At 60.5% G+C, this 22,513-nt stretch carries 24 protein-coding genes; 10 read left to right on the plus strand and 14 right to left on the minus strand.

Annotated elements, in window-relative coordinates; translation table 11 throughout:
- Positions 1 to 97: 97 nt before the first annotated feature.
- Together FGZ14_RS02860 and miaA are read left to right on the plus strand one after the other, a co-directional pair.
- Positions 98 to 1,234 carry a glycosyltransferase gene (locus FGZ14_RS02860; RefSeq protein ID WP_139921019.1) on the plus strand — a complete coding sequence of 379 codons (1,137 nt, stop codon included), beginning with the start codon at positions 98 to 100 and terminating at the stop codon, positions 1,232 to 1,234.
- Between the two features lie 256 nt (positions 1,235 to 1,490).
- The gene (gene miaA, locus FGZ14_RS02865; protein ID WP_139921021.1) at positions 1,491 to 2,396 is read left to right on the plus strand and encodes a tRNA (adenosine(37)-N6)-dimethylallyltransferase MiaA; all 906 of its coding nucleotides are present in this window, start codon (positions 1,491 to 1,493) and stop codon (positions 2,394 to 2,396) included.
- 197 nt (positions 2,397 to 2,593) lie between these two features.
- Here miaA and pfkA read toward each other — a convergent pair whose 3' ends face one another.
- Complete coding sequence (gene pfkA, locus FGZ14_RS02870; RefSeq protein ID WP_139921023.1) at positions 2,594 to 3,565, minus strand: 6-phosphofructokinase; 972 nt, start codon at positions 3,563 to 3,565, stop codon at positions 2,594 to 2,596.
- A 252-nt stretch (positions 3,566 to 3,817) separates the two neighbouring features.
- On the opposite strand from pfkA, the gene FGZ14_RS02875 reads away from it, so the two are divergent.
- A complete protein-coding gene (locus FGZ14_RS02875; RefSeq protein WP_139921026.1) occupies positions 3,818 to 4,246 on the plus strand; it encodes a TerB family tellurite resistance protein in 429 nt (142 codons plus the stop codon).
- A gap of 120 nt (positions 4,247 to 4,366) precedes the next feature.
- Here FGZ14_RS02875 and FGZ14_RS02880 read toward each other — a convergent pair whose 3' ends face one another.
- The 5 genes from FGZ14_RS02880 to FGZ14_RS02900 all read right to left on the minus strand — a co-directional run bounded on the left by FGZ14_RS02880 (position 4,367) and on the right by FGZ14_RS02900 (position 8,233).
- Positions 4,367 to 5,572, minus strand: a complete 1,206-nt coding sequence (locus FGZ14_RS02880) for an aspartate aminotransferase family protein (RefSeq protein WP_139921028.1) — start codon at positions 5,570 to 5,572, stop codon at positions 4,367 to 4,369.
- 194 nt (positions 5,573 to 5,766) lie between these two features.
- A complete protein-coding gene (locus FGZ14_RS02885; protein ID WP_139921030.1) occupies positions 5,767 to 6,237 on the minus strand; it encodes a hypothetical protein in 471 nt (156 codons plus the stop codon).
- 28 nt (positions 6,238 to 6,265) lie between these two features.
- Positions 6,266 to 6,721, minus strand: coding sequence for a hypothetical protein (locus FGZ14_RS02890; protein ID WP_139921033.1), 456 nt, complete (start codon positions 6,719 to 6,721; stop codon positions 6,266 to 6,268).
- Between the two features lie 134 nt (positions 6,722 to 6,855).
- A complete protein-coding gene (locus tag FGZ14_RS02895) occupies positions 6,856 to 7,401 on the minus strand; it encodes an RNA polymerase sigma factor (protein WP_139925993.1) in 546 nt (181 codons plus the stop codon).
- Positions 7,402 to 7,510: 109 nt separating this feature from the next.
- Positions 7,511 to 8,233, minus strand: coding sequence for a DUF481 domain-containing protein (locus FGZ14_RS02900; protein WP_139921035.1), 723 nt, complete (start codon positions 8,231 to 8,233; stop codon positions 7,511 to 7,513).
- Between the two features lie 130 nt (positions 8,234 to 8,363).
- On the opposite strand from FGZ14_RS02900, the gene FGZ14_RS02905 reads away from it, so the two are divergent.
- The 3 genes from FGZ14_RS02905 (at position 8,364) to FGZ14_RS02915 (ending at position 10,164) form a co-directional block, all read left to right on the plus strand.
- Positions 8,364 to 9,017 carry a zinc ribbon domain-containing protein gene (locus FGZ14_RS02905; RefSeq protein ID WP_139921037.1) on the plus strand — a complete coding sequence of 218 codons (654 nt, stop codon included), beginning with the start codon at positions 8,364 to 8,366 and terminating at the stop codon, positions 9,015 to 9,017.
- A 118-nt stretch (positions 9,018 to 9,135) separates the two neighbouring features.
- Positions 9,136 to 9,681, plus strand: a complete 546-nt coding sequence (locus tag FGZ14_RS02910) for a hypothetical protein (protein ID WP_219601046.1) — start codon at positions 9,136 to 9,138, stop codon at positions 9,679 to 9,681.
- A gap of 159 nt (positions 9,682 to 9,840) precedes the next feature.
- Positions 9,841 to 10,164 (plus strand): hypothetical protein, encoded by a 324-nt coding sequence (locus FGZ14_RS02915; RefSeq protein ID WP_139921042.1) that lies wholly within the window; start codon positions 9,841 to 9,843, stop codon positions 10,162 to 10,164.
- Between the two features lie 63 nt (positions 10,165 to 10,227).
- Here the strand turns inward: FGZ14_RS02915 and FGZ14_RS02920 are convergent, their stop codons facing one another.
- The 6 genes from FGZ14_RS02920 to FGZ14_RS02945 form a co-directional block, all read right to left on the minus strand.
- On the minus strand, positions 10,228 to 11,184 hold the full coding sequence (locus FGZ14_RS02920) for a transketolase family protein (RefSeq protein ID WP_139921044.1): 957 nt from the start codon (positions 11,182 to 11,184) through the stop codon (positions 10,228 to 10,230).
- 68 nt (positions 11,185 to 11,252) lie between these two features.
- A complete protein-coding gene (locus tag FGZ14_RS02925; RefSeq protein ID WP_308217164.1) occupies positions 11,253 to 12,116 on the minus strand; it encodes a phytanoyl-CoA dioxygenase family protein in 864 nt (287 codons plus the stop codon).
- Entirely contained in the window at positions 12,113 to 13,510 is a 1,398-nt protein-coding gene (locus FGZ14_RS02930) for a VWA domain-containing protein (protein WP_139921048.1), read from the minus strand. The genes FGZ14_RS02925 and FGZ14_RS02930 overlap by 4 nt, the downstream gene beginning before the upstream one ends.
- Positions 13,511 to 13,661: 151 nt before the next feature.
- Positions 13,662 to 14,564, minus strand: a complete 903-nt coding sequence (locus tag FGZ14_RS02935; RefSeq protein ID WP_139921050.1) for a transketolase — start codon at positions 14,562 to 14,564, stop codon at positions 13,662 to 13,664.
- A 159-nt stretch (positions 14,565 to 14,723) separates the two neighbouring features.
- Positions 14,724 to 15,173, minus strand: a complete 450-nt coding sequence (gene bcp / locus FGZ14_RS02940) for a thioredoxin-dependent thiol peroxidase (protein ID WP_139921053.1) — start codon at positions 15,171 to 15,173, stop codon at positions 14,724 to 14,726.
- Between the two features lie 203 nt (positions 15,174 to 15,376).
- Positions 15,377 to 15,946 (minus strand): lipocalin family protein, encoded by a 570-nt coding sequence (locus FGZ14_RS02945; protein WP_139921055.1) that lies wholly within the window; start codon positions 15,944 to 15,946, stop codon positions 15,377 to 15,379.
- Between the two features lie 260 nt (positions 15,947 to 16,206).
- Between FGZ14_RS02945 and FGZ14_RS02950 the strand changes: the two genes are divergently transcribed.
- Positions 16,207 to 17,547: an NAD(P)/FAD-dependent oxidoreductase gene (locus tag FGZ14_RS02950; RefSeq protein WP_139921058.1), complete on the plus strand. Its 1,341-nt coding sequence runs from the start codon at positions 16,207 to 16,209 to the stop codon at positions 17,545 to 17,547.
- A gap of 172 nt (positions 17,548 to 17,719) precedes the next feature.
- Here the strand turns inward: FGZ14_RS02950 and FGZ14_RS02955 are convergent, their stop codons facing one another.
- Together FGZ14_RS02955 and FGZ14_RS02960 are read right to left on the minus strand one after the other, a co-directional pair.
- The gene (locus FGZ14_RS02955) at positions 17,720 to 19,729 is read right to left on the minus strand and encodes a M23 family metallopeptidase (RefSeq protein ID WP_139921060.1); all 2,010 of its coding nucleotides are present in this window, start codon (positions 19,727 to 19,729) and stop codon (positions 17,720 to 17,722) included.
- Between the two features lie 231 nt (positions 19,730 to 19,960).
- A complete protein-coding gene (locus tag FGZ14_RS02960; RefSeq protein ID WP_139921062.1) occupies positions 19,961 to 20,575 on the minus strand; it encodes a fumarylacetoacetate hydrolase family protein in 615 nt (204 codons plus the stop codon).
- A gap of 311 nt (positions 20,576 to 20,886) precedes the next feature.
- Between FGZ14_RS02960 and FGZ14_RS02965 the strand changes: the two genes are divergently transcribed.
- Genes FGZ14_RS02965 through FGZ14_RS21965 form a run of 3 tightly spaced genes read left to right on the plus strand, consistent with a single transcriptional unit; the run spans position 20,887 to position 22,411 of the window.
- Positions 20,887 to 21,684, plus strand: a complete 798-nt coding sequence (locus FGZ14_RS02965) for a M48 family metallopeptidase (protein WP_139921064.1) — start codon at positions 20,887 to 20,889, stop codon at positions 21,682 to 21,684.
- Between the two features lie 23 nt (positions 21,685 to 21,707).
- The gene (locus tag FGZ14_RS02970) at positions 21,708 to 22,277 is read left to right on the plus strand and encodes a hypothetical protein (protein ID WP_139921067.1); all 570 of its coding nucleotides are present in this window, start codon (positions 21,708 to 21,710) and stop codon (positions 22,275 to 22,277) included.
- Between the two features lie 2 nt (positions 22,278 to 22,279).
- Positions 22,280 to 22,411, plus strand: a complete 132-nt coding sequence (locus tag FGZ14_RS21965; protein WP_257883327.1) for a hypothetical protein — start codon at positions 22,280 to 22,282, stop codon at positions 22,409 to 22,411.
- Positions 22,412 to 22,513 lie beyond the last annotated feature (102 nt).

Here is a 22,513-nt window from a genome sequence, read left to right on the forward strand (position 1 = left end):
AGCAATCCGGCCACAGGCCGGCACTGAATGAAGTTCTTAAATTTGCGACAATTCCTGAAACTACTGCCTTTTTTCACCCAGGACCTTGCCTTCAACTGTGCCGCTTCGTCTGGTTTTCACCGTTACTACGGATTTAAATTATGACCAACGGATGCAGCGCATCTGCGGTTCCCTGGCCCGGGCGGGCTACCAGGTGCTGCTGGTGGGCCGGCAGTGGGCCGCCTCGGAGCCGCTCACGCCCCAGCCCTACCAGCAGCACCGTCTGCACTGCCACTTCCGGCGGGGCAAGCTGTTTTACCTGGAGTACAACCTACGCCTGCTGGGCTACCTGCTGGGCCGCCGTGCTGCCGCCTGGTGCGCCATCGACCTGGATACGGCCCTGCCCGTGTGGCTGCGGGCCCGCCTGGGTGGGCAGCCTTTTCTTTATGATGCCCACGAGCTGTTCACCGAAACCCCGGAGGTAGTGGCCCGCCCCCGGGTGCAGGGCCTATGGCGGCGGGTAGAGGGGTTTATTGTGCCGCGGGCTACCCGGGCCTACACAGTGGGGCCGGCGCTGGCCCGCCTGCTAGAGCAGCGCTACGGTCGGCCGTTCGCGGTGGTGCGCAACATCAGCCGCCTGTCTGAGGCGCCGCTACCACCCGCCCCGATGGCGGCCCCGGAAAACGGGTTTATTCTGTACCAGGGAGCCCTGAACGTGGGCCGGGGGCTGGAGCAGCTGCTGGAAGCCATGCCCCACGTAAACGGGCGGCTGGTGCTCTGCGGGGAAGGTGACTTGTCGGGGGCGCTCCGGACGCGGGCCGCCGAGCTGGGCCTACTCCAGAGCGGGCAGGTAGAGTTTCGGGGGTACGTACTGCCCGCTGCCCTCCGGGAGCTGACCCTGCAGGCCACCGTGGGCGTCATGCTACTCGAAAACCAGGGCCTAAGCTATTATTATTCCTTGGCCAACAAGTTTTTTGACTACCTACACGCTGGTATTCCGCAGGTAGTCATCGACTTTCCGGAGTACCGGGCGCTAACCGAGCAGTACCCCATAGCCGACCTGGTGGCCGACCTGCAGCCCGCTACCCTGGCTGCGGCCCTCAACCGCCTGCTGCCCGGCGGCGACGCCGCCCACTACCACCGCCTCGCCGAAAGCTGCCGCCACGCCCGCCTGGAGCTCAACTGGCAGCAGGAAGAAGCCCGGCTGCTGGCGTTGTACCAGGAAGTGGTAGGAGGGGAGAAGGCGATGAGGTGACAAGTAAATAGTGAGTGACAGGTAAACTGGCGTGCGAAGGCTACTGCCCGGGGCGTTCTGGTGGGGGCCCTCTCCCGGCCTTCTCTTACCGGGGAGGGGGGCATAATTGAGTTAGTCAGAGGTATAGATATTTTGACTCCGGCTGCGTCCCCGCTCATTAGAAATATGCTTCTCACCCGCCATCACTCACCTCCTCCCTTCTCACCTCTTACTTTTCACCTGTCACCTGTCACTATTCACCTCATCACCTTTTTACATGCTTGCTGAACTTGCCGCCGCTACCCAACCTACGCTACTGGTGATTACCGGACCCACAGCCGTAGGTAAAACGGAGTTGTGCGTGCGCCTGGCCCGGCAGCTGGGCACCGAAATCGTATCGGCTGACTCGCGGCAGTTTTTCCGGGAGCTGAACATCGGCACGGCCAAGCCTACCCCTGCAGAAATGCAGGGCGTGCCCCATCACTTCATCAACTCCCACAGTATTTCCGAGGAGTATAATGCCGGGCGCTTCGAGCAGGATGCGCTGGCCCTGCTAACTCAGCTGTTTCAGCGGCACCGGGTGGTTATCCTCACGGGCGGCTCGGGGCTGTACCTGCAGGCCGTTACCGAAGGCCTCGACGAGCTGCCGGCCGTGCCGCCCGAGGTGCGTCAGCAGCTGCGTACCGAGCTGGAAGCCCACGGCCTGGAACCTCTGGTGGCCGAACTCGCCCGCCTCGACCCCGTTGCCTACGCCCGCCTCGACCGTCAAAACCCTCAGCGGGTGTTGCGGGCCCTGGAAATCAGCCGGGGAACCGGGCAGCCATTCAGCTCCTTTCACGGCGGGAAGGCGGCTGAACGGCCCTTCCGAACGGTGAAAATTGCCCTAACCCGCGAGCGGGAGGAGCTTTATCAGCGCATTGATGAGCGCATGGACCTCATGCTGGCCGCCGGACTGGAGGAGGAAGCCCGCCGCCTCTACCCCCACCGCCACCACAATGCCCTCCAGACGGTAGGCTATCAGGAGCTGTTCGCGTATTTCGAGGGCCACTACGACTACGCCGAAGCCGTGCGCCTGCTCAAGCGCAACTCCCGCCGCTACGCCAAGCGCCAGCTCACCTGGCTCCGCCGCGACCCGGACTACCAGTGGTTTCATCCGGAAGAGGTGCAAAGAGTAACTGAGTAGCTGAGGGAAGTGCCATGGCGAGGGTACCGAAGCCATCCTTCCTGACCAACCTGCTACCCCCTTGAAACGTGATAAGCCCTTGACGTATAGTAGCGTCAAGGGCTTAATCTATTTATCGGGTTTGTCACAGGAGGAGAGGAAGGATGGCTTCGATACCCTCGCCATGACAGCACGTTACTCTGATGCTCAGTTACTCTCTATACGCTCAGGATTTCCACCATGCGCATGAAGCTCTGGTTGATCATCTTCTTTTTGTGAATGGTATCCACGAAGGGCGTGTACACCAGCTTGCGGTCCACGATGCCGGCCATCACGTTGCGCATGCCGTTCATGAGGCCCTCCACGGCGGCAATGCCGATTTGCGAGGCCAGCATGCGGTCAGAGGCCGAAGGGGCGCCGCCCCGCTGAATGTGGCCGATGATGGTAACGCGGGTATCCAGCTCCGGAATGGCCGTTTTTACCTGCTGGGCCACGGCGTGCACATTGCCTTCTTCCTCGCCCTCAGCCACTACTACCAGAAACGAGGTTTTGGAGCGCTGCCAGCTGGTTTTCAGGCTGTCAATAACGGCTTCCGTTGACATCTGCGTTTCCGGAACCATCACAATTTCGGCCCCGCCACCAATGGCGCACGGAATGGCAATGTAGCCCGAGTCGCGGCCCATTACTTCCACGAAGAAGCACCGGTCGTGGGAGTCGGCCGTGTCGCGGATTTTGTCGATGGCCTCCAGGGCCGTGTTCACGGCCGTATCGTATCCGATGGTGTAGTCGGTGCCGTAAAGGTCGTTGTCGATGGTGCCGGGAATGCCTACCGTCGGGATGCCGAACTCCTGCTCGAAAATCATGGCCCCGGTGAAGGTGCCGTTGCCGCCAATGGCCACCAGCCCATCAATGCCGTGGTTCACCAGCTGGTCGAAGGCCTGCTGGCGGCCCTCCTTGGTTACAAACTTCTGGCTGCGCGCCGATTTCAGGATGGTACCGCCCTTCTGGATGGTATTGGCCACGGAGGCCGAATCCAGCTTTACGAACTCGCCCTTAATCATACCGCTGTAGCCGCGCATGATGCCATAAACCTCAATACCGTGGTACACGGCCGTGCGCACCACGGCACGAATGGCCGCGTTCATGCCGGGCGCGTCGCCGCCGCTGGTGAAAACTGCAATGCGTTTCATCATATACTCGCTCTTCCGTACTCAAACAAAAACCCGACGAGGCCGGGTCGGGCAAAGGTGGTAAATCCCGCCGGAAACTACAGCCTTTGCTTTCGTAAAAGATAAAATAGCGCCCCACCCGACGACTGTTTTTTCACCGCCTGCGTATCGGCCTATTGCGTACTGCACGGCGGGTGGTTAACTTCCGCAACCGGCTGCCGCTTCCTGGCCACCGCCCGCCCGGCTGTTCTACCCCACCTAATGCCCGCCCGTATGTTTGGTTTTTTTGAAAACGAGCAGACCAGAAAAGTCAAAAGCCACCTGATGAACCTGGTGGCCCTGGCCAAAGCTGATGGCCACCTCGACGAGCGGGAAATGAATTTTATCGTGGCCGTGGGCCGCAAAAATGGCATGCGCCCCGACGAGGTACGCTCCATTGTGGGAAATGCCAGCACCATTCACCTCGTCATCCCCGAGAACGACTCCGAGCGGTTCGACCAGATTTTTGACCTTGTGGACATGATGCTGGCCGATGGGGTAGTGGACGACACGGAAATGGATTTCTGCGTGGACATGGCCGAAAAGCTGGGCTTCCGCAAAGACGTAGTAGCCGTGCTGGTTCGCCGTATTTCTCAGGGCGTGAAAGACGGCTTCCCCCGCGAGCAGATCAAAGAAGACACCCAGACCTTTCTGGAAAGCTAGGCTGGCCGTAGCGCGGCAATCCGTTTCCCGAAGAGCTGCTGGCGAGTATCCGGTACCGCGCCGGGTAGCGCATCTGCGTAGAAAATCGACCCGCTCGTCGCGAAACGGATTTTCGCGCTACTAGCCCGCGCTTTGGTTTACTACCGCCTCCACGGCCCGCAGCAGGGCGGCGCAGGCCTCATCAATCTGCTCGAAGGTGATGGTCAGGGGCGGGGCAATGCGCAGGGAATTGTCGCAGAACAAAAACCAGTCGGTGAGGATGCGCTCTTGCCAGAGGGCGTGGTCGATGATGGACTTGAGCACCTCGAACGACTCGAACTCCACGGCCATCAGCAGGCCCTGGTTGCGCACTTCCCGGATGGCCGGGTGCACCAGCTGCCGGCGGAAGCGGGCCGCTTTTTCGGCTACCCCGGCCAGCAGGTTTTCCTCCTGAATAGTGCGCAGCGTAGCCAGCGAGGCCGCGCAGGATACCGGGTGCCCCCCAAACGTGGTGCAGTGCCCCAGAATCGGGCGCGTCTTGAAGCCCGACATAATTTCCTGGGAGGAAATAAACGCCCCGATGGGCATGCCGCCGCCCATGCCCTTGGCCGTGAGCAGAATATCGGGCTCGATGCCGAACTGCTCGAAGGCCCAGAATGTGCCTGTGCGACCAAAGCCGCACTGAATTTCATCGAGGATCAGCAGGGCCCCTACCTCGGTGCAGCGCTGACGCAGGGCCGGCAGGTAGCCCGGCGCGGGCACCCGCACACCGGCCTCACCCTGCACCGTTTCAATGACCACGGCGGCCGTGTGCTCGTTAATCAGCTGCAGGTCCTCGAAGTTGTTGTGGCGGAAGTGGCGCACGTCGGGCAGCAGGGGCCGGAAGGAATTCTTGAAACCCTCGGAGCCCGTGATGCTGAGGGCCCCGTGGGTGGAGCCGTGGTAGGCATTGTAGCTGGAAAGCAGACCGGTGCGGCCGGTGTGGCGTTTGGCCAGCTTGAGGGCACCTTCTACCGCCTCGGTACCGGAGTTAGTGAAGTACACGTTGTCGAGGTGGGCGGGCAGGGTTTGGTGCAGGGCTTCGGCGAGTTGGGCCGGTGGGGCCTGCACTACCTCGCCATATACCATCAGGTGCAGGTATTTATCCAGTTGATCCTGAATAGCCTGGAGTACCTGCGGGTGGCGGTGACCCACGTTGCTGACCCCGATGCCGGAAATCAAATCAAGGTAGCGCTGGCCTTCAGCGTCGTACATATACACGCCCTCGGCGCGCTCAATTTCCAGGAGCAGCGGAAAGTCGGAGGTTTGGGCCTGATGGCGCAGAAAAAGCTGGCGGGGAGTAAGCATACTGGTAATAACAACTTCGGGGCCGCAAAGGTACGGCGGCAGCCGGGGTTTGCGGCCCCGCCCGGGGTAGGGATAAGGGCGGCACTCACTTGAGGCGGCCCCAATCCGCTGCCAAAGGCATCGGGCCGGAGCGGGCATAAAAAAGCGGCTGCCGGAGCAGCCGCTTTTCGCGCGCGGGAAAGGAAGGCAGAACGTTAATCATCGTCGCGGGTGGCTGGGGCCCGGCCCCCGCGCCGGTCGGCTACGCGCTTGATAACTTCACGGGTAAAGTCACGCTCAGCGGCGAAAAGCAGGCCTACCTGCCGGATGCTGAGCACCTTCTGAAACTTCTCAAAGTAGTCTTTTTCCAGCTTCACCTCCTGCTGGCGCAGGTCCAGGGACTGGGTCAGGTTTTCCCGAATCTGCTGATCGGTAAGGGCTTCGGGGTTGGCGAGGCGTAGCTGGCGCATGCGGCGGTTTAGGTCGCGACGCTTGGTGGTGAAGTCGTTGTACACGGGCCAGAACTTCTGGGCCTGGTCCTGGGTCAGGGAAATCTTATCGGTGAGGTAGGCAATGCGGGCGTTTTCCAGCTGACTGAGCCGCTCGGTGCGCCCGGCCTGGGCAAAGGAAAGCGCCGGGGCTACTGCCAGCAACAGCAGCAGCAGGCTACGAAGCATGTATTTCATAGATGTAGAAACTGGGGTAGGCGAGAGGTTAGAGGTAGGCATCCTCGGTGGGCTGGGCATCGAGCAGGTCCTGTACTTCCTGCTCGGAGGCGTGCAGGTAGCTTTCCGTGGGCAAAGCGGTGGTAGCAGCGGGCAGCTCCGCCAGGTCCGTAAGGGTCAGGCGCTGCTCACTGGCCAGCAGGTACTGCACCATTTCCTCGCGGGGCACCTGCGCCAGTGCCGCGCCGGCCGAAGCAGCCGGCACCGGGGACGGACTCAGCAGAAACGAAGCCGCGAAGCCCCCCAGCACTACCACCGAAGCCAGGGCCGTGCGCATGGGCCCCGTGAGGGCCGCCAGCCAGTGCCAGCCTGGGGCGCCGGGCGCCTCAGGCTGCACCCGCTGCATTACGCGCCGGGGCAGCTGCTCGAAGTAGCGGTCCGGGGGAGGGGCCAGCGGCGGGTGCGGCCGGCGCCGGTGTTCATCCAGACGAAAAGGAGTATTCATATGAGTTAGAGGCCGGAAAGGCCGTGAGGTTTAATGATACCGGGGAGCAGGGCTGCTTTTTATATTCTGGCTTTGTGCTGCCAACGGCTCAGGCATCAACTAAAGCGAAGTCAGCGAAATCAACCCACTCAGAGCTAGTCGGGGCCGGCGTTAATGTATTGCTCAATCTTCTTGACGGCGTGGTGGTAGGAGGCTTTCAGGGCGCCTACGGAAGTGCCGGTTACCTCGGCCATCTGTTCGTAGGGCATGTCGTCGTAGTAGCGTAGGTTGAAGACCAGGCGCTGCTTATCGGGGAGGCGCAGGATGGCTTTCTGCAGCTTCAGCTCCACCTCGTCGCCGGCCAGGCTTTCGTCGGCCTCCAGCTTGGCCGTCAGCTCGGCTCCTACATCGTTGAGGGGTAGGAAAAACCGGCGGCGCTTGCTTTGCAGCCAGCTCAGGCACTCGTTGGTGGCAATGCGGTAAATCCAGGTGTAGAGGGAGGCATCCTGGCGGAAATTATCCAGGTGGTTCCACACCTTCACAAACACATCCTGGGTCAGGTCGTCGGCGTCGTCGTGGCTGACCACCATCTTGCGCACATGCCAGTACACCTTGCTTTGGTACTTGCGCACCAGCTGGTTAAAGGCCACGTTGCGGGTGGCGGGGTCCTGAAACTTGACGAGTATCTCCTGGTCTTCCAAGGGGCGCAGGCAGGGCGGATTAGGGCGGGTTTGGGAGCTTAGAGGGGGTAGGGGCCGCAAGGTTTAAACAGGCCGGCAGAAACCCGTATGCGTCCCCGCGCTGAACGCGCTACTTCGTGCTGAACGATACGCCCACCGTCACGTTGGTATTGTCGCGGGGCTTGCCTTCCAGAATGCGGTTTTCGAAGGTGTAGGTATAGGTGCCGGTAATGGCGAAGCGGGGCGTGAAGCGCAACGCCAGACTCGACTGCTGCGTGACGCGGTAATCCTCGAAATTCTGCAGGTTGGGCTGGTAGAAGGTAATGGAGTTCAGCGTGAAGACCCGGTAGGAGTAGGCCACCTTCAGGCGGGTAGAGTTGCGGGCCACCGTGCGGCTGGAGCCATCTTGGAAGTAGGTGGCCTCCCGGATAATGAGGTTGCTGACGGCTACTTCGCGGTTCAGCGAATCGGTATAAATAGCCCAGCCGGGGCCGGCGCCCACCTGGTAGCGGTTCTCGATGCCGCGCAGGTTGCTGCGCTCGTAGCCCCCGATACCGTAGAAGCGGAAGCGGCCTTTCCAGTAGTAAGGGGTTGTGTTCAGCAGAAACTCCCGCTCCTTGAGCAGCTTTTCCTGCTTGCCATACGTGAAGCTGCCCGTAACCGGCGCGCCAAAGTGCAGCCCCCGCAACAGTGTAACGGAGTGCGAGGTGGAAAACAGGGTGCGGTTGACGCCGCCCGAGGTGTACTGCCCCGCCAGCTGACCCGTGTAGCGAATAATGGTGGTATCGGGCTTTTGAGCGAGGGTAGGGCAGGCAAACAGCAATAGGGCGAGCAGGAGGTAAGAAAAGCGCATGTGAAAGGAGGATGGGCATCCTCAAAGTGTCTGCAAGTATAAGCCCGTAATCCGAGCTCATCGAAAAGGCAAAGACAGCTTTGAGTGCTGAGAAACACTATTTTTAGCCCTCCACTCCTCCTCTCACGCCATGAGCAGCATGATTCAGTTCGTCGCTAACCACGACGATTTGTCCACCGACAAGGGCTTCCAATTCAAATTCTACTGCGACAAATGCCGCAACGGGCACATGTCGCGCTTTCACCCCAATGCCATTGGCATAGCCGGCGAACTGATGCGGGCGGCGGGCAGCCTGTTCGGGGGGAGCTTCTCCAGCGCCGGCAGCGCCGCCTACCATGTGCAGCGTGCCATTGGTGGTAAGGCCCACGATTCGGCCCTGGAAAAAGCCGTGCAGGAAGGTAAAGCCTACTTCAAGCAGTGCACCCGCTGCGGTAGCTGGGTGTGCCCCGATGTGTGCTGGAACCACAAAGCCAGCCTCTGCGAAACCTGCGCCCCCGACGAGCACGAGGAGCTGGCCGCCCAACAGCGCCAGGCCGCCAGTGAGCAAATCCGCACCAAAACCCGGAATCAGGACTATACCAAAGGCCTCGATTTCCTCAACACCGGGGGCTTGGTGCAGTGCCAGAGCTGCCAGACCAAGCTGGCTCCCGGCCAGAAATTCTGCCCCACCTGCGGCACTCCCAACGTAGCGGCCCAGACCAAAGACAAATTCTGCGGCGACTGCGGCGCCACCGTGAAGCCGGAGCAGCGGTTCTGCGCCGAGTGTGGTAGCAAGCAGGGGTAGGCCCTCATTCCCTACCCCCGGCCAGGGCTCAAACCCGGCCTGCCGAAAGTTTCCCGGTCCGTTTGCCTGAAGGCACTGGACTGCCGTATGCGCAAGAGTCACCCGCATCCGCCGCCCAATGCCTATGGATCTGGAAGCCGAATTCAGCGGCTTGCCGCTAAGCGAAACAGCGTACTACCTCCGGTTGGGCCTGCAACTGGAGGTAGTAACGCTGGCGGATGTAAGTGACTGGGTGGACGCCGTGTTGCTCCGCGAAGAAGAGCCCAACGGCTTTTTCGTGGAATTGTACCGGTTGCTGCGTCTGCGTCAACCAGACGTACTGGCCTACCTGGCCGCGGCCTTCCCTCCGGCCCGCTTCACTGCCCGGCCTGCCCTGGCATGGCTGCAGCAGCGGCTGGCGGGCAGCAGCTGGCCGCTGGGTCGCGTCAGCCGGGCCCTGTACCGTCTCCGTACATTAGTAGAATCGGAAGTAGAAGTTGGTTGGATATACGGCCTGGCCGCCGACTACGAGCGAGCCGCCTCTGGCCCCGCCGAGGCGCTGCAGGAAGTGTACCGCGAAACCGAAGCCTTCCTGGCCTGCTACCACGATTACACCTTTGCCAACCGCCCCGAGTGGCTGTACCTGGATGCCGTGCTACCCCAGCGCTGGGCCGGTTTGCGGTAGCTGCGCGGCAGGCATTTCGTATCATTGGTCGGATTTACTTTCTATACCCAGCCGAGTTGCATTATGATACCAGAGGTAGCCACTCCTGAACCTGACGCCCGGCCTGCTCTTCAGTCCCAGCCGGCCTTATACTCGAAGCGAGCTATCTAGGGCTTTTCGGTGTTCTTCACCGTCGTTTTCGGCGGGGTGCTCCTGTTTCATAATATGCGGGATGTTGGCCGCTGGCGCGAGGCTTGGCAGGTACTGATTTTTTCAGGGAGCTACACCCTGCTGGCCGTCCTGACCCTGAATGCGCTGAACCACCCATCCCGCGCCCTGACTTACGGATTGAACTTTGCCGGCGGCGGATTTCTAACGGAGTTCTTCTTCAAGAAATACATGCCCCAGCAGTTTCAGACCAAGAAAATCTGGAAGCCGCTGCTAATTTCATTGTTGATTACTATTCCGTTTTTTCTGGCGGCTATTTATAGTATGAATGAGTAAAAACAGCAAGTGCCCCCTGCCGCTTTTCGCAGGGGGCACTTGCTGTATTAAGTAAGCGGCGGCTTACTTGCGGCGGGCCATTACTTTCTCTACGGCGGCCACAATGGCTTGCTCGTTGAGGCCGTATTTCTCCATCAGTTGGTCGGGCGTGCCCGATTCGCCGAAGGAGTCATTCACGGCTACCATTTCCAGGGGCAAGGGCTCCTCGCGGGCCAGCAGCTGGGCCACGGAGTCGCCGAGGCCGCCGTTCATCTGGTGCTCCTCGGCCGTTACTACGCAGCGCGTTTTGCGCGCCGATTCCAGAATCAGCTGGGCATCCAGGGGCTTAATGGTGTGGATGTTGATGATTTCGGCGTTGATGCCTTTCTCAGCCAGCAGCTTGCCCGCCAGAATGGCCTTCCATACCAAGTGGCCCGTAGCGAAGATGCTCACATCAGTACCCTCGTTCAGCACAATGCCTTTGCCTACCTCAAACTTCTGGTCGGCGGGGGTGAAGTTGGGCACTACGGGGCGGCCGAAGCGCAGGTACACCGGGCCTTCGTAGTCGGCAATGGCGATGGTAGCAGCCTTGGTCTGGTTGTAGTCGCAGGGGTTGATGACCGTCATGTGGGGTAGCATCTTCATCATCCCGATGTCCTCCAGAATTTGGTGGGTGGCGCCGTCTTCGCCCAGCGTGAGGCCCGCGTGCGAAGCGCAGATCTTCACGTTCTTGCCCGAGTAGGCAATGCTCTGCCGGATCTGGTCGTACACGCGGCCGGTCGAGAAGTTGGCGAAGGTGCCGGTGAAGGGAATCTTGCCCCCGATGGTAAGGCCGGCGGCCAGACCCATCATGTTAGCCTCAGCAATGCCTACCTGGAAGAAACGCTCGGGGTTGTCCTTGATGAAGGCGTCCATCTTGAGCGAGCCGATGAGGTCGGCGCAGAGGGCCACCACGTTGGGGTTGGTTTTGCCCAGCTCTTGCAGGCCCGCGCCAAAGCCGCTGCGGGTATCCTTCGATTCGGTGTAGGGAAAGTCTTTCATATGTGGAGTTGTAGGGTTCTAAAGGTTTAAATCGTTTGTTATGCCCTTTACTTCTGTCATCTACTTATTCAGGATGAGTAGTTGGCAGAAGTGAGAGGCGCTTCCAGCCGCTCCCGCCACTGTAATCCTGCGGGCAGCTCAGCGGTGCTGAACTCCAGGTGAATCACGCGGCGCGGGCGGTTGCTGGTGCTGCGGTTGGAGGCATGAAGCGTTAGGGGCTGCATCAGCATCAGGCCACCGGCCGGTACAGGGCAGGTAACGGCCTGGGGCGTATAAGCAGGATGCTGTTTGTTTGGGATGATGCCCTGCCGGTGGGAGCGGGGCACCACGCGTAAGGCACCATTTGTTTCGTCGCAATCGTCGAGGTGGAGGCGGAGAGTATAGATGCTTTCCAGAATCGCCTGGGGCGGTAGTACTGCTACTTCACCGCTTTTGCTACTCCAGGGGCCGTAACCAGGCAAGTACAGCCGACGGTCCACGCTAATCATCACATCCTGATGCCAGGCCACCAGCCAGTTGGAGCCGGCGGGCTTATCGAAATAAATAGCCTTGGTCAGATGCGGAGTAGCACCCGGAAACAGCACCGCCAGCACTTCCCGCAGCCGAGGCGTCAGGAGTTGCTCCCGAAGCTGCGGAATCTCGCCCAGCAGATTGCGAATGGCAAACACATCCTGGCTGCGGCGAAAATTAGCGGAATCAGCTTCCGCACCCTCAATGGTTTGGAGCAGAGCCCGGGCTTCTTCGGGAGAGAAGGCGCCTGGCAAGGTTGCGTAGCCGTTTTCCTGTAAACTTTTGACTGCCTCCGCTAGCCCGTCAAGCAGAGCGCAGCGAAGCATCTCGCGTGCCGACGTCTGCAATGATACCACGCGAGATGCTTCGCTGCGCTCTGCTTGACTGTTCAGTTGGGTTTCTTTTGCTACACTGCTTTTCATCGCCCAAAAATGCTGACCGACGAGGTTTGACCCGGCCGAATGGTGAAGTTGCGGACATCGGTGAACTTGCTGCCGGTGGCGGTTTTGGTGCGGAACACCAGGCGGTAGGCCCCCGGCTGCATGGGTAGGTTGATCTTGCTGCTACCCCCGTCGGGCAGGTTGTACACCCACGTCTGCGACTCGTCGTTGTTGAGCTGGTAAATGCTGCCGTAGCCCTTCAGATCCGACACGATGTTCAGGATACCGGGCGCCTCGTAGGTCACGGCTGTTTCCTGACCCTGCTTCACCGAGATTCGGCGGATCTGGCGGGGTAGAGTTAGTAGCTCCACCTCGTAGTTGCCGGCCAGCAGCTTTTGCCGGCTCCCGAAGGGTAGGGCCACCACCGTGGCCGGGCTACCCTGGGCCCGTACTACGGCCTGCACCGTACCGTAAGGGTTGGGCGTGAGGCTGGGGCTTTGGAGCCAGAGTGTGCCCTGGGGCGTTTTGTAGGTAAGGACGTTGGCCTTGCCGGGCCGGATGGGCAGGTTCGGCTGGCGCACCGGCGGTACCGTGTTAATAACCAAATCGTAGCTCTGCAGGGCGTCGATGTCGAGCACGTCGGGCTTGCCCTGGGCGTCGCGGAAGTGCACGTAGTTGTACTCCGGCTGCTCCGTGACGTTGTTGAGGAAGGTCATGTTCACGTTCGACTCCACCGGCCGGCCGGCCTCATCGGTCAGGTTGACGGCCACTGTGGTTTTGGCCAGGGTCTGGGCCACTACATCGTTGAGGATGGTGCGAAAGGTCTTCACATCGGCCGCGTTGTAGTACTGCCCCAGGCACTCCAGCTGCTTGCCAAACTCCCGCTCAGCCCCAATGCCAATCACGAAAGGCTTCAGGAATACGTGCTTGCGCTGCAACGCCACGGCCGTAGCGCACGGGTCGCCTTTGCAGGATTCTAGCCCGTCGGTAATCAGAATGAGCACGTTACGGGCTGTGCGGTCAGCGGGAAAATCCTGGGCCGACTGCAGCAAGGAGTACGTGATGGGCGTGTTGCCTTTCGGCTCGATGGTTTTCAGCCGCGCCTTAATGGCCCCCGCGTTTTTGGGCGCGAAGGCCACTTCCAGCTTCGAGTCCTCGCAGTTATTCTCCTTGTTTTCGTGCTGATGACCGTAGGCGCGCAATGCCAGCTCCAGGTTGGGGTAGGCGTTGAGCGAGTCCACCATCTTCGAGAGCAGGTTTTTGGCCACGTCCCAGCGCTGCTGCCCTTCCCAGGGCGCCCGCATCGAGCCCGAAGCATCGAGCACGAACAAAATGCGGGTGGTCCGGGGCTTCTCGGGCGCTACGTTCTGGGCACGGCTCTGCCAGGGAGCCAGCAGGCTCAGCAGCAAGCACGTAACCAAAACCAAGTAGCGCATGTAGGGCGGCGGAAAAAGAACTGTCATGCTGAGCGCAGCCGAAGCATCTCTACCTCTGGCTAATTCTGGCTAATTCTTGCGTGAGGATGAAGCGGTAGAGATACTTCGACTCCGGCTCCGCCTTCGCTCAGCATGACAGACACGTAGGATATTAGTAGTCGCCGGCTTTTTCAACTACCAACTGCTGCAGGGCCTTCTCCAGCTGCTCATCGTTCGGAGCCACGCCGTGCCACTTGTGTGAGCCCATCATGAAGTCAACGCCGTAGCCCATCTGCGTGTCCATCAGCACCATAATGGGCTGGCCCTGGCCGCTGAGCTGCACGGCTTCTTCAATGGTGGGGAGGAGTTTCTCGAGGTCGTTGCCGTCGGTTTCGAGCACGCGCCAGTTGAAGGCTTCGAACTTGGCGCGCAGGTCGCCGAGGCCACCAATTTTGTCGGTGGGTCCGTCAATCTGCTGGCCGTTGCGGTCCACGAAGGCAATCAGGTTGTCAACTTTGTGGTGAGGCGCATACATAGCGGCCTCCCAGATCTGGCCTTCTTCCAGCTCACCATCACCCATCAGCACGAATACGTTGCGGTCGTCGTTGTTGAGCTTCTTGGCTTGGGCAGCCCCGATGGCCACGCTCAGGCCCTGGCCCAGAGAGCCGGAAGCCACGCGTACGCCGGGTAGGTGCTCGTGGGTAGCGGGGTGGCCCTGCAAGCGGGAGTTCAGCTTGCGGAAGGTAGCCAGCTCGCCCACGGGGAAGTAGCCTGAGCGGGCCAGCACCGAGTAGAATACCGGCGAAATGTGGCCGTTGGAAAGGAAAAACAGGTCTTGCCCGATGCCGTTCATGTCGAAGGGCTCGGGGGTGTGCTTCATAACCTTGAAGTATAGTGCCACCAGCAGATCGGTGCAGCCGAGCGAGCCGCCGGGGTGACCCGAGTTAACGGCGTGTACCATGCGCACAATGTCGCGGCGAACCTGGGCGGCAATCTGTTTCAAATCATCCACCGAGCGGGTGGGGGTAGGGGCATGCGTTTCGGAGGAAGCGGCAAATGAGGAATCCTGAGCCATGTGCTGAGTTAGGGTTTGATGGGGAAACAAAGGTAGAAAGTTGGGCGGGAGGGGAAAGGAGATGATAAGGTGGTGAAGTAAATGGTCACCTGTCACTATTAGCCCTGTTACCTCAACCCACAAAAAAGCCCCGCCGCAACAGGCGAGGCTTTCGGTACTTTACAGCAGCTGAGCCGCGTGGTTCTTGGTATCGACCTTGGTGATGACCTTTTCAATGCGGCCCTGCTCGTCAATTAGGAAGGTGTAACGCATGGTGCCCATGTACTTGCGGCCGTACATCGATTTTTCCTGCCACACGCCGTAGGCTTCCACTATTTTCTTGTCCTCGTCCACCAGCAGGGGAAAGGGCAGTTCGTACTTAGTAGCGAACTTCTGGTGCGACTTTTCTGAGTCGATGCTCACGCCCAGCACCTGAATGCCGGCCCCGAGCAGGCTCTGGTAATTGTCGCGGAGGTTGCAGGCCTGGGCGGTGCAGCCCGAGGTGTCGTCTTTGGGGTAGAAGTAGAGGGCCACTTTGCGGCCCGCGTAGTCCTGGAGGCGGTGCGTAGCGCCGGTTTGGTCCTGGGCTTCAAAGGCCGGAGCCTGGTCGCCCACTTGAGGTAGTGCCATGGCGCGAAGATAAGAGCGAAGCGGTGAAACGGTGAAATTGTCAATAAGCAGGTGCCATGGCAGGGCTGGCAACTATTCGTCCTTTAGGAAACCCTACCCCCTAAAGCATGACCAACCCTTGACGTACAATAGTGTCAAGGGTTGGTCACATAGACTGAAAGAAGGCTGGGATTACCCTAAGTACGGTAGCCCGTCAAACCAGCTTATTCGCTAATGGGCTGGGGCGTGAATAGCAGGTTTTCAACCGGGAACCCCAGCTCACGGGCGTGGGCTACCAGCCGGTCGCGGATGCTGCGGTCCAGGTGCGGGGTGCGGCTCAGAATCCAGAGGTTTTCGCGGCCGGGCTCACCTACCAGAGCGTAACGGTAATCAGAGAGGTCGAGGTCCAGAATCCAGTAGTCGCCCTCGAAGGGCCAGAAGAACTGCACTTTCAGCTTGCTGTTGGTGTCGTCCACGGCGCGGGCCGTGGCGGTGGCCTTTTTCACGGGGCCGTTGAGGCCTTCTTTGTGGCAGGTATTGACTACCCGTACCTTACCGTCCGGCAGCAGCTTGTACTCGGCCGTCACGTGCTGGCAGCCTTTCTCGAAGCGGGCGGGCAGGCGCGCCACCTCGTACCACAGGCCCATGTACTTATGCAGGTTGACGTGGGCCACGGTGGGCAGGGTCGGGTGGAGCTTGCGCCGGGCGTAGGCGTAGGCCGCCACGCCGGTAGCTACCGTGGCACCAATGACGGTAAACAAAACCGGGCGCCGACGCTTGAGCAGATTTGCCATAGGAAAGGGGGTAGGGAAAAGCCCATTATACGCATGGGAGCACCTCCCGGATACCCCAGACCAACGGCGCAGCCGCCGGGCCGGTTGACGCTAGCGCCGACCGCATGACATCTGCCTACCCCGGCCATGCGCTTAAACCTCAAACGGAAGTCAGCACGAAGCCAACCGCCCCGGCAGTGCACCCTGGGGCCCAAGGTCAACGGTAACGGCCGCTTTGCGCAGGCAGCCGTATAGCTTCAGGTTACCCTTTTCCTCCGATTATGCTACACCTGGAACAACTCTCGCTTAATATTCCGGAAACCACTAAGCCGCGCGTCGTAATTATTGGGGGCGGCTTTGGCGGCGTGAACCTGACCAAATACCTGCCCGACGACCAGTTTCAGGTGGTCATGCTCAGCAAACAGCACTACTACGGCTTCTGGCCCCTGCTCTACCAAGTGGCAACGGCCGGCCTGGAGCCCGAAGCCATTGCCGAGCCCATCCGCAAGCTGTTTGATGACCGCACGGATTTCCACTTCCGCTACGTGCGGGTAACCAACATTAACCCCGCCACCAAAACCGTAACCACCCTGATTGGCGAGGTGCGCTACGACTACCTGGTTATTGCCACCGGCACCAAGTCCAACTACTTCGGCAACGAGCAGATCAAGCAGAACTCCTTCGGGCTGAAAAACCTGACCGATGCCGTGAACCTGCGCAGCCAGCTGCTGCAGAGCTTCGAGCAGGCCAACATTTCCAAGGACCCCGAGCTGCGCCAGAGTCTGCTGAACGTGGTAATTGCCGGGGCCGGCCCCACGGGCGTGGAGCTGGCCGGCTCCCTGGCCGAAATGCGCCAGCACGTACTCCCGCGTGACTACCCCGGCCTCGATTTCCGGCTGATGAACATCTACCTCGTCGATGGTCTGGATAGGGTGTTGCCGCCCATGTCGCCGGAGTCGAGCAAGAATACGCACGAGTACCTGGAAAAGCTCGGCGTCAATATCAAGCTCAACAAGTTGGTTTCCAGCTACGACGGTGAAACCGTGACCTTTAAGGACGGGGAGCAGATCAAAACCCAGACTTTGGTGTGGGCCGCCGGGGTAGCCGGGGCCACCATCGACGGCCTACCCCCCGAAACGGTGGAAAGGGGCCGTTACCTCGTCAACCACTTCAACCAGGTTCAGGGCTTCGAGGACGTGTTTGCCATCGGCGACATTGCCGTGATGAAATCGGAGAAATGGCCCAAGGGGCACCCGCAAGTGGCCCAGCCGGCCCTGCAGCAAGGGCGCCTGCTGGGCAAAAACCTGGTGCGCCGCATGCGCGGCGAAGCCTGGGAGGCGTTTGACTACTTCGACAAAGGCTCCCTGGCTATTGTAGGCCGGGGCCGCGCCGTGGCCGATTTGCCCGGTAACAAGAGCCTGAAAGGCTTTATTGCCTGGGTGGCCTGGCTGTTCGTACACATTTACTACCTCATCGGCTTCCGTAGCAAGCTGATTGTGATGACGAACTGGCTCTACCGCCTTTTTACCTACCAGCGCGGCACCCGCATCATTATCCAGCCCTACGTACAGCCCGGCGACAAAGTCGCCGAGGAATTCGTCCGGCAGCACGTGAGTGAGTGATGCTTCTAAGCCACATAGAAAGAGCGGCTCTCCTGAATCAGGAGAGCCGCTCTTTCTATGTGGCTTAAAGGCAACGTGATTAAAATCTAAATAGAACGTCATGTCTCGACAAGCTCGACATGACGTTCTGCTGCTTCTCTATTCGCAGCTTTAGTTGCCGCATCCCCAGACGCTACAGCGTCACGTGAATTACTTTTTCATTGCCGGCCTGGTCGGTGAGGCGCAGGGTAGCGGGGCCGCGCAGGGGCGGGCCCAGCTTGTCGTCGCGCTCCGAGAAGAGGGTAGCGTTTTTGTGCTCAAAGCGCAGCAGGCGGAACTGCCCGTTTACTTCCAGCTGGTAGCTGGCAATGCCCGAAAGGTCGTCGCCGATTTTGAACACGACCCCGCCGGGGCCTTTGCTCAGCAGGCGGGCCGAGGGCGGAATGGTATCCGTCAGGATGCGGAACTGGCCGAAGGTTTTGATGGGGGCCGTGATGGTGTTGCCCTGCCACTTGCCGCCCACGTAGGCCCGCCCGCCCTTGGGCGTCACGCTGTAAATAGCCGAGCGGCGCTGGTCCAGCACGGGCGTTTCGGGCTTAAGGGTGAGGGCCAGGGTACCGTAGAGCGGCGTGCGCGGCTGCTGTACCGTCCAGAGGCCTTGCTTGTAGCTGGTTTGCACGAAAAGCGTGTCGAACAGGGTGTTCGGCCCGAAACCCAGGTTCAGATTCGCCGTGGAGAAGCCAAACTCCCGGCCCGCCGGAATCAGGGCCTGCCGGTCGAAGCGCTTGGTTACGCTCCCGAACTGCAGGGAGTCGGGGCGGCCGGCCCGCAGGTCGTAGAGGTACACGTTCTGGCTCTGCTCGGTGTAGCTGGGCCGGAGCGTGAGGCGGCGGTTGCCGCGGTAAAGCGTAAGGTTGCCCCCTACGGAGGCCGTATCAGGGTCGGCCGCGGTGGCTACCAGTAGGTTACGGCTGATGTCGTAGCGCAGGCTCTGGGTTTTAACGGCCGCCGAGCGGGTTTTGCGGTAGGCCGGCTCCGTACCGCGCAGCACGAAGCGCAACGGGGTCATGTTGCCGTAGGAGTCACTCATCCGGATTTCCACGCGGTACACCTGGCCCGGCTCCACGCGCAGCTTGCCTTTGCTGGGGCCGGTTTGGTAGATGCTCAGCCCGTTGCCGTCATCCACGAACAGCTTTTCCAGTTGCCGGCCCTGGGTAGCCCGCCACTCGTAGTCCATGTGCTGGTTTACCTGGCGGGAGCCCTCCGGAAACGGAATGTCATCGATGACGTGGGCGTAGTGCGGCTGGCCGTTCACCAGCACTTCCACCTTCTGAAAGCCGTTCTTGTTCCAGGCCTGGTCGAACCTATCAAAGCCCTGCACCAGTAGCCCTACCGTGCCGTTGGCCGCAATGGTATCGGCCCACACGTAACCGCCCCCGTTGGGCAGGGGCGGGGCTTTCGGCACGAACACGGCCTTGCCAAAGCGGCCCTGCACGCGGGCATTAATGTCCAGAGCTTCCACCGCAAACGCCTGCAAGGAGGGCGCTACGTGGTCCTGAATTTCCTGGAAGCCGCCCCACTGCAGGGGGTTAAGCTGGCCGCCCTCGGCCGTGCGCACCTCCCAGTGCAGGTGCGGGCCGGCCGAGCCGCCGGTATTGCCTGATAGGGCCACCACCTCGCCGCGCTTCACCGGAAACTGCTCGGGCTTGAAGAACAGCTCCAGCTCGTAGGTTTTCTTCTCGTACTGCTGGCGGCGCATTTCCTCCGCTACCGGCCCCCGGAAATGGTTGAGGTGGCCGTACACCGTCGTCAGGCCGTTGGGGTGGGTGATGTAGAGTACGTTGCCGTAGCCGAAGCTGCTCTGCTTCATGCGCGAAATGTAGCCCTCGGCGGCGGCGTACACCGGCAAATCCACCCGGCCATCGGTCTTGATGTCGAGGCCGCCGTGAAAGTGGTTGGGGCGCAGCTCGCCCATGCTGGCCGCCAGAAAGTTCTGCTGGCCGGGCTTGATGGGAAACAGGAAGTAGCCTTGCGGTACTTCTGGGCGCTTACCGGGGGTAGGGGCCGTAGCCCGGGACACTTGGGGTTCTTTGGTCGAGTCGGGCTCCTGGCCCCCGCACGAAGCCGGCTGCAACCCCAGCAACAGAAAAGGAATGGCTACGCTGAGAAGGCGGCGCGGCCGGGTATTCAACAAATCAGGCATTCAGGAAAGGAAATCAGCAGCGGAAAAAGGTGGCGCTGGCGCCAGTGGGCCTGGGCAAGCCATTATCGTGCCTTCCCGGACGCAAAGGCCGGGGGCAAGGTTGCGCCGAAGGTAAAAACGCGCCAGATGGCAAGAGCATAGTGCGGCGACCCGCAGGGGTAGGGCGACTGTCGTTGCGCGCGGCGCGCGGAATAACAACCAGAGCGGAGGATAGCTTACCCTGTGCTACCCCTACTTCACGGCCAGATCCAGCAGCTTTTCTTCCCCGATGAAGCCCGTCAGTTGGTCGCCTACCTTCACCTGGCCCACACCGCTGGGCGTGCCCGTGAAAATCAGGTCGCCCATTTTCAGGGTGATGAACTGGGAGATGTAGCTGATGATTTTGTTGAAGTCGTGGAGCATGAGGCTGGAGTTGCCCTGCTGGCGCACCTCGCCGTTCACTTCCAGGCGAAAATCGATGTTCTTCAGGTCCGGGAAATCCGTAACGGGCTTGAACTCCTGCGAAATCGGGGCTGAGCCGTCGAAGCCTTTGGCCAGCTCCCAGGGTAGGCCTTTGCCTTTCAGCTTGCTCTGCAGGTCGCGGGCCGTGAAGTCGATGCCCAGGCCGATGGCGTCGAAGTAGGTAGGGGCAAACTTCTCGTCGATGTTCTTGCCGTTTTTGCAGATGCGGAGCACCAGCTCAATCTCGTGGTGGATGTCCTGGGAGAAATCGGGCAGGAAAAAAGGCTGGTTGCGCTGGAGCAGGGCCGTATCGGGCTTGGCGAAGATGACCGGGGCGTCGGGCGTTTCGTTCTGGAGCTCGGCAATGTGTTCGGCGTAGTTGCGCCCGATGCAAAGAATTTTCATACAGCGGAAAGGCTTGAACTGGAAAAGACGGAGGAGCCTGACACGGGCCGGATTAGCCCGCGCCGGTTTTCCGAGGAGAGAAAAACCAGCGCCCGGCGGGTGCCGCGCCGACTCCAAAGTCCTCAAAAGTAGCCTTAATTCGTGGCGCCGAAAAGGTAAAATTCCTCCCGTGAGGAGGGTGGCGCAGTCGGGTGCAAACATTTTGCCCGCTGCCTCACGTATAGCCATTCTACTACCGTCCGGGCCCGTCCGCTACGCAAAGCGCCGTGCGGCGGGCCCATCCGCCATTCTCTTACCTCTTCCCCTTGCCTATGAAACTCCACCGATTTGCCCTGGCCGGTTGTCTATTTTTCGCGGCGGCTTGCTCCACGGTTCCCATCACCGGGCGCCGGCAGCTCAGCCTTGTATCAGACACCGAAATGAATACGATGTCGGCGCAGGAATACCAGAAAGTGCTGGCTTCCAGTCGGGTAATTAACAGCGGCGAGCAGGCAGCCATGGTAAAGCGCGTGGGCCAGCGCATTCAGCAGGCCGTGGAAATGTACTTTCGCCAGCAGAATGCCCAGGCCCAGCTGGAGGGCTACGCCTGGGAGTTTAACCTGCTCGACGACAAGCAGGAAAACGCCTGGTGCATGCCCGGCGGCAAGGTGGCCGTGTACAGCGGTATTCTGCCCATCACGCAGGATGAAAACGGCTTGGCCGTGGTCATGGGCCACGAAATTGCTCACGCCGTAGCCCGGCATAGCTCGGAGCGTATGAGCCAGCAGATGGCTGCCCAGGGCCTGGGCAGCGTGCTTTCAGCCTCGGCCGGCCAGAACCCCACGGCCACCCAGAACGTGTTTCTGCAGGCGGTGGGCGTGGGCTCGCAGCTAGGCCTGCTGAAATACGGCCGCAGCCAGGAATCGGAAGCTGACCACCTCGGACTTATCTTTATGGCCATGGCGGGCTACAATCCCGATGGCGCCGTAGCGTTCTGGCAGCGTATGGATGCCCGCGAAAATGCTGCTTCCCCGCCCGAATTCCTTTCTACTCACCCCTCCAACGGTACCCGGATTGCGGCCATCCAGAAAGAGCTGCCCGAGGCCCGCACGTACTATAAAGGCCGGTAAGCGCGGCCGGCTTATTTACTTCGATGAATCGTTTTCTGCGTTTTACTTTTTCTCCGCTGCTGGGAGCTGCCCTGCTGATAGCCGGCCTGAGCGCCTGCGAAACCACCAAGCGTGGCTTCCCCGAAACCAGCTCCCCCACCAATGACCCCGACGTAGTAAACCGCCGCAAGCTGGAAGCCAGCAGCAAGCAGGTAGCCGAAGTAGCCGATGGCAAAATCCGCTATATCGTCCCCCGGGAGCAGCTCTCGGGGGCATTTACCCGCGCGTTCGGCGACGGCACGGCCATCGATAAAACTATGATCCGGAAGGTGCAGGAAACGCCCAAGGATAAGGCCGTGTACTACCTGGTAGGCATTGGCCTGCGCGATGGTATGTTCCGGGCCATGGCCCTGCCCCTGCAAACCTCCTCCGATAACAGCTTGTACCTGAGCTCCAACGCGGCCCGCTACATCATTACGGGGGTAGGATGCACGTTCTGCTTCTTCAACTTCGAGAAAAATGAAATTGTGGGTACTACCTGCGAGGAAAACACCGGCGGCAGCCGCTGCGACCTGCGCGTAGAAGACAACAACACATTCTTTCCCCGCCGCTAGCCATGCTCAGCCGCAAATGGATTCTGCGCCTCTCACTTACGGCCCTGGCCCTGCTCGTCACCACCGACCGGCGCCGGCCCAGGCCTGCGACTCCCCCGCCGCCCAAGGACAAGGACGACAAGCCCACCAATTAGCTTCTATAAAAAAGGCCCACCAGTTGGTGGGCCTTTTTTTTTAATGGAAGTATATTTCTGACAGAAACTGTAGCCCTACCACCATGAAGTACCGTTCGTTGA

This window comes from Hymenobacter sp. DG01, from assembly GCF_006352025.1.
Taxonomy (GTDB): Bacteria; Bacteroidota; Bacteroidia; order Cytophagales; family Hymenobacteraceae; genus Hymenobacter.

Bases quoted from the DNA above. Each gene is read 5' to 3' on its own strand.
- FGZ14_RS02930 (WP_139921048.1), bottom strand. From the start codon at position 13,510: ATGCGCTACTTGGTTTTGGTTACGTGCTTGCTGCTGAGCCTGCTGGCT.
- FGZ14_RS02890 (WP_139921033.1), bottom strand. From the start codon at position 6,721: ATGAATACTCCTTTTCGTCTGGATGAACACCGGCGCCGGCCGCACCCG.
- FGZ14_RS02970 (WP_139921067.1), top strand. From the start codon at position 21,708: ATGAATCGTTTTCTGCGTTTTACTTTTTCTCCGCTGCTGGGAGCTGCC.
- FGZ14_RS02875 (WP_139921026.1), top strand. From the start codon at position 3,818: ATGTTTGGTTTTTTTGAAAACGAGCAGACCAGAAAAGTCAAAAGCCAC.
- FGZ14_RS02965 (WP_139921064.1), top strand. From the start codon at position 20,887: ATGAAACTCCACCGATTTGCCCTGGCCGGTTGTCTATTTTTCGCGGCG.
- FGZ14_RS21965 (WP_257883327.1), top strand. From the start codon at position 22,280: ATGCTCAGCCGCAAATGGATTCTGCGCCTCTCACTTACGGCCCTGGCC.
- FGZ14_RS02955 (WP_139921060.1), bottom strand. From the start codon at position 19,729: ATGCCTGATTTGTTGAATACCCGGCCGCGCCGCCTTCTCAGCGTAGCC.
- FGZ14_RS02960 (WP_139921062.1), bottom strand. From the start codon at position 20,575: ATGAAAATTCTTTGCATCGGGCGCAACTACGCCGAACACATTGCCGAG.
- FGZ14_RS02920 (WP_139921044.1), bottom strand. From the start codon at position 11,184: ATGAAAGACTTTCCCTACACCGAATCGAAGGATACCCGCAGCGGCTTT.
- bcp (WP_139921053.1), bottom strand. From the start codon at position 15,173: ATGGCACTACCTCAAGTGGGCGACCAGGCTCCGGCCTTTGAAGCCCAG.
- FGZ14_RS02950 (WP_139921058.1), top strand. From the start codon at position 16,207: ATGCTACACCTGGAACAACTCTCGCTTAATATTCCGGAAACCACTAAG.
- FGZ14_RS02910 (WP_219601046.1), top strand. From the start codon at position 9,136: ATGCCTATGGATCTGGAAGCCGAATTCAGCGGCTTGCCGCTAAGCGAA.
- FGZ14_RS02935 (WP_139921050.1), bottom strand. From the start codon at position 14,564: ATGGCTCAGGATTCCTCATTTGCCGCTTCCTCCGAAACGCATGCCCCT.
- miaA (WP_139921021.1), top strand. From the start codon at position 1,491: ATGCTTGCTGAACTTGCCGCCGCTACCCAACCTACGCTACTGGTGATT.
- FGZ14_RS02925 (WP_308217164.1), bottom strand. From the start codon at position 12,116: ATGAAAAGCAGTGTAGCAAAAGAAACCCAACTGAACAGTCAAGCAGAG.
- FGZ14_RS02900 (WP_139921035.1), bottom strand. From the start codon at position 8,233: ATGCGCTTTTCTTACCTCCTGCTCGCCCTATTGCTGTTTGCCTGCCCT.
- FGZ14_RS02945 (WP_139921055.1), bottom strand. From the start codon at position 15,946: ATGGCAAATCTGCTCAAGCGTCGGCGCCCGGTTTTGTTTACCGTCATT.
- FGZ14_RS02905 (WP_139921037.1), top strand. From the start codon at position 8,364: ATGAGCAGCATGATTCAGTTCGTCGCTAACCACGACGATTTGTCCACC.
- pfkA (WP_139921023.1), bottom strand. From the start codon at position 3,565: ATGAAACGCATTGCAGTTTTCACCAGCGGCGGCGACGCGCCCGGCATG.
- FGZ14_RS02885 (WP_139921030.1), bottom strand. From the start codon at position 6,237: ATGAAATACATGCTTCGTAGCCTGCTGCTGCTGTTGCTGGCAGTAGCC.
- FGZ14_RS02880 (WP_139921028.1), bottom strand. From the start codon at position 5,572: ATGCTTACTCCCCGCCAGCTTTTTCTGCGCCATCAGGCCCAAACCTCC.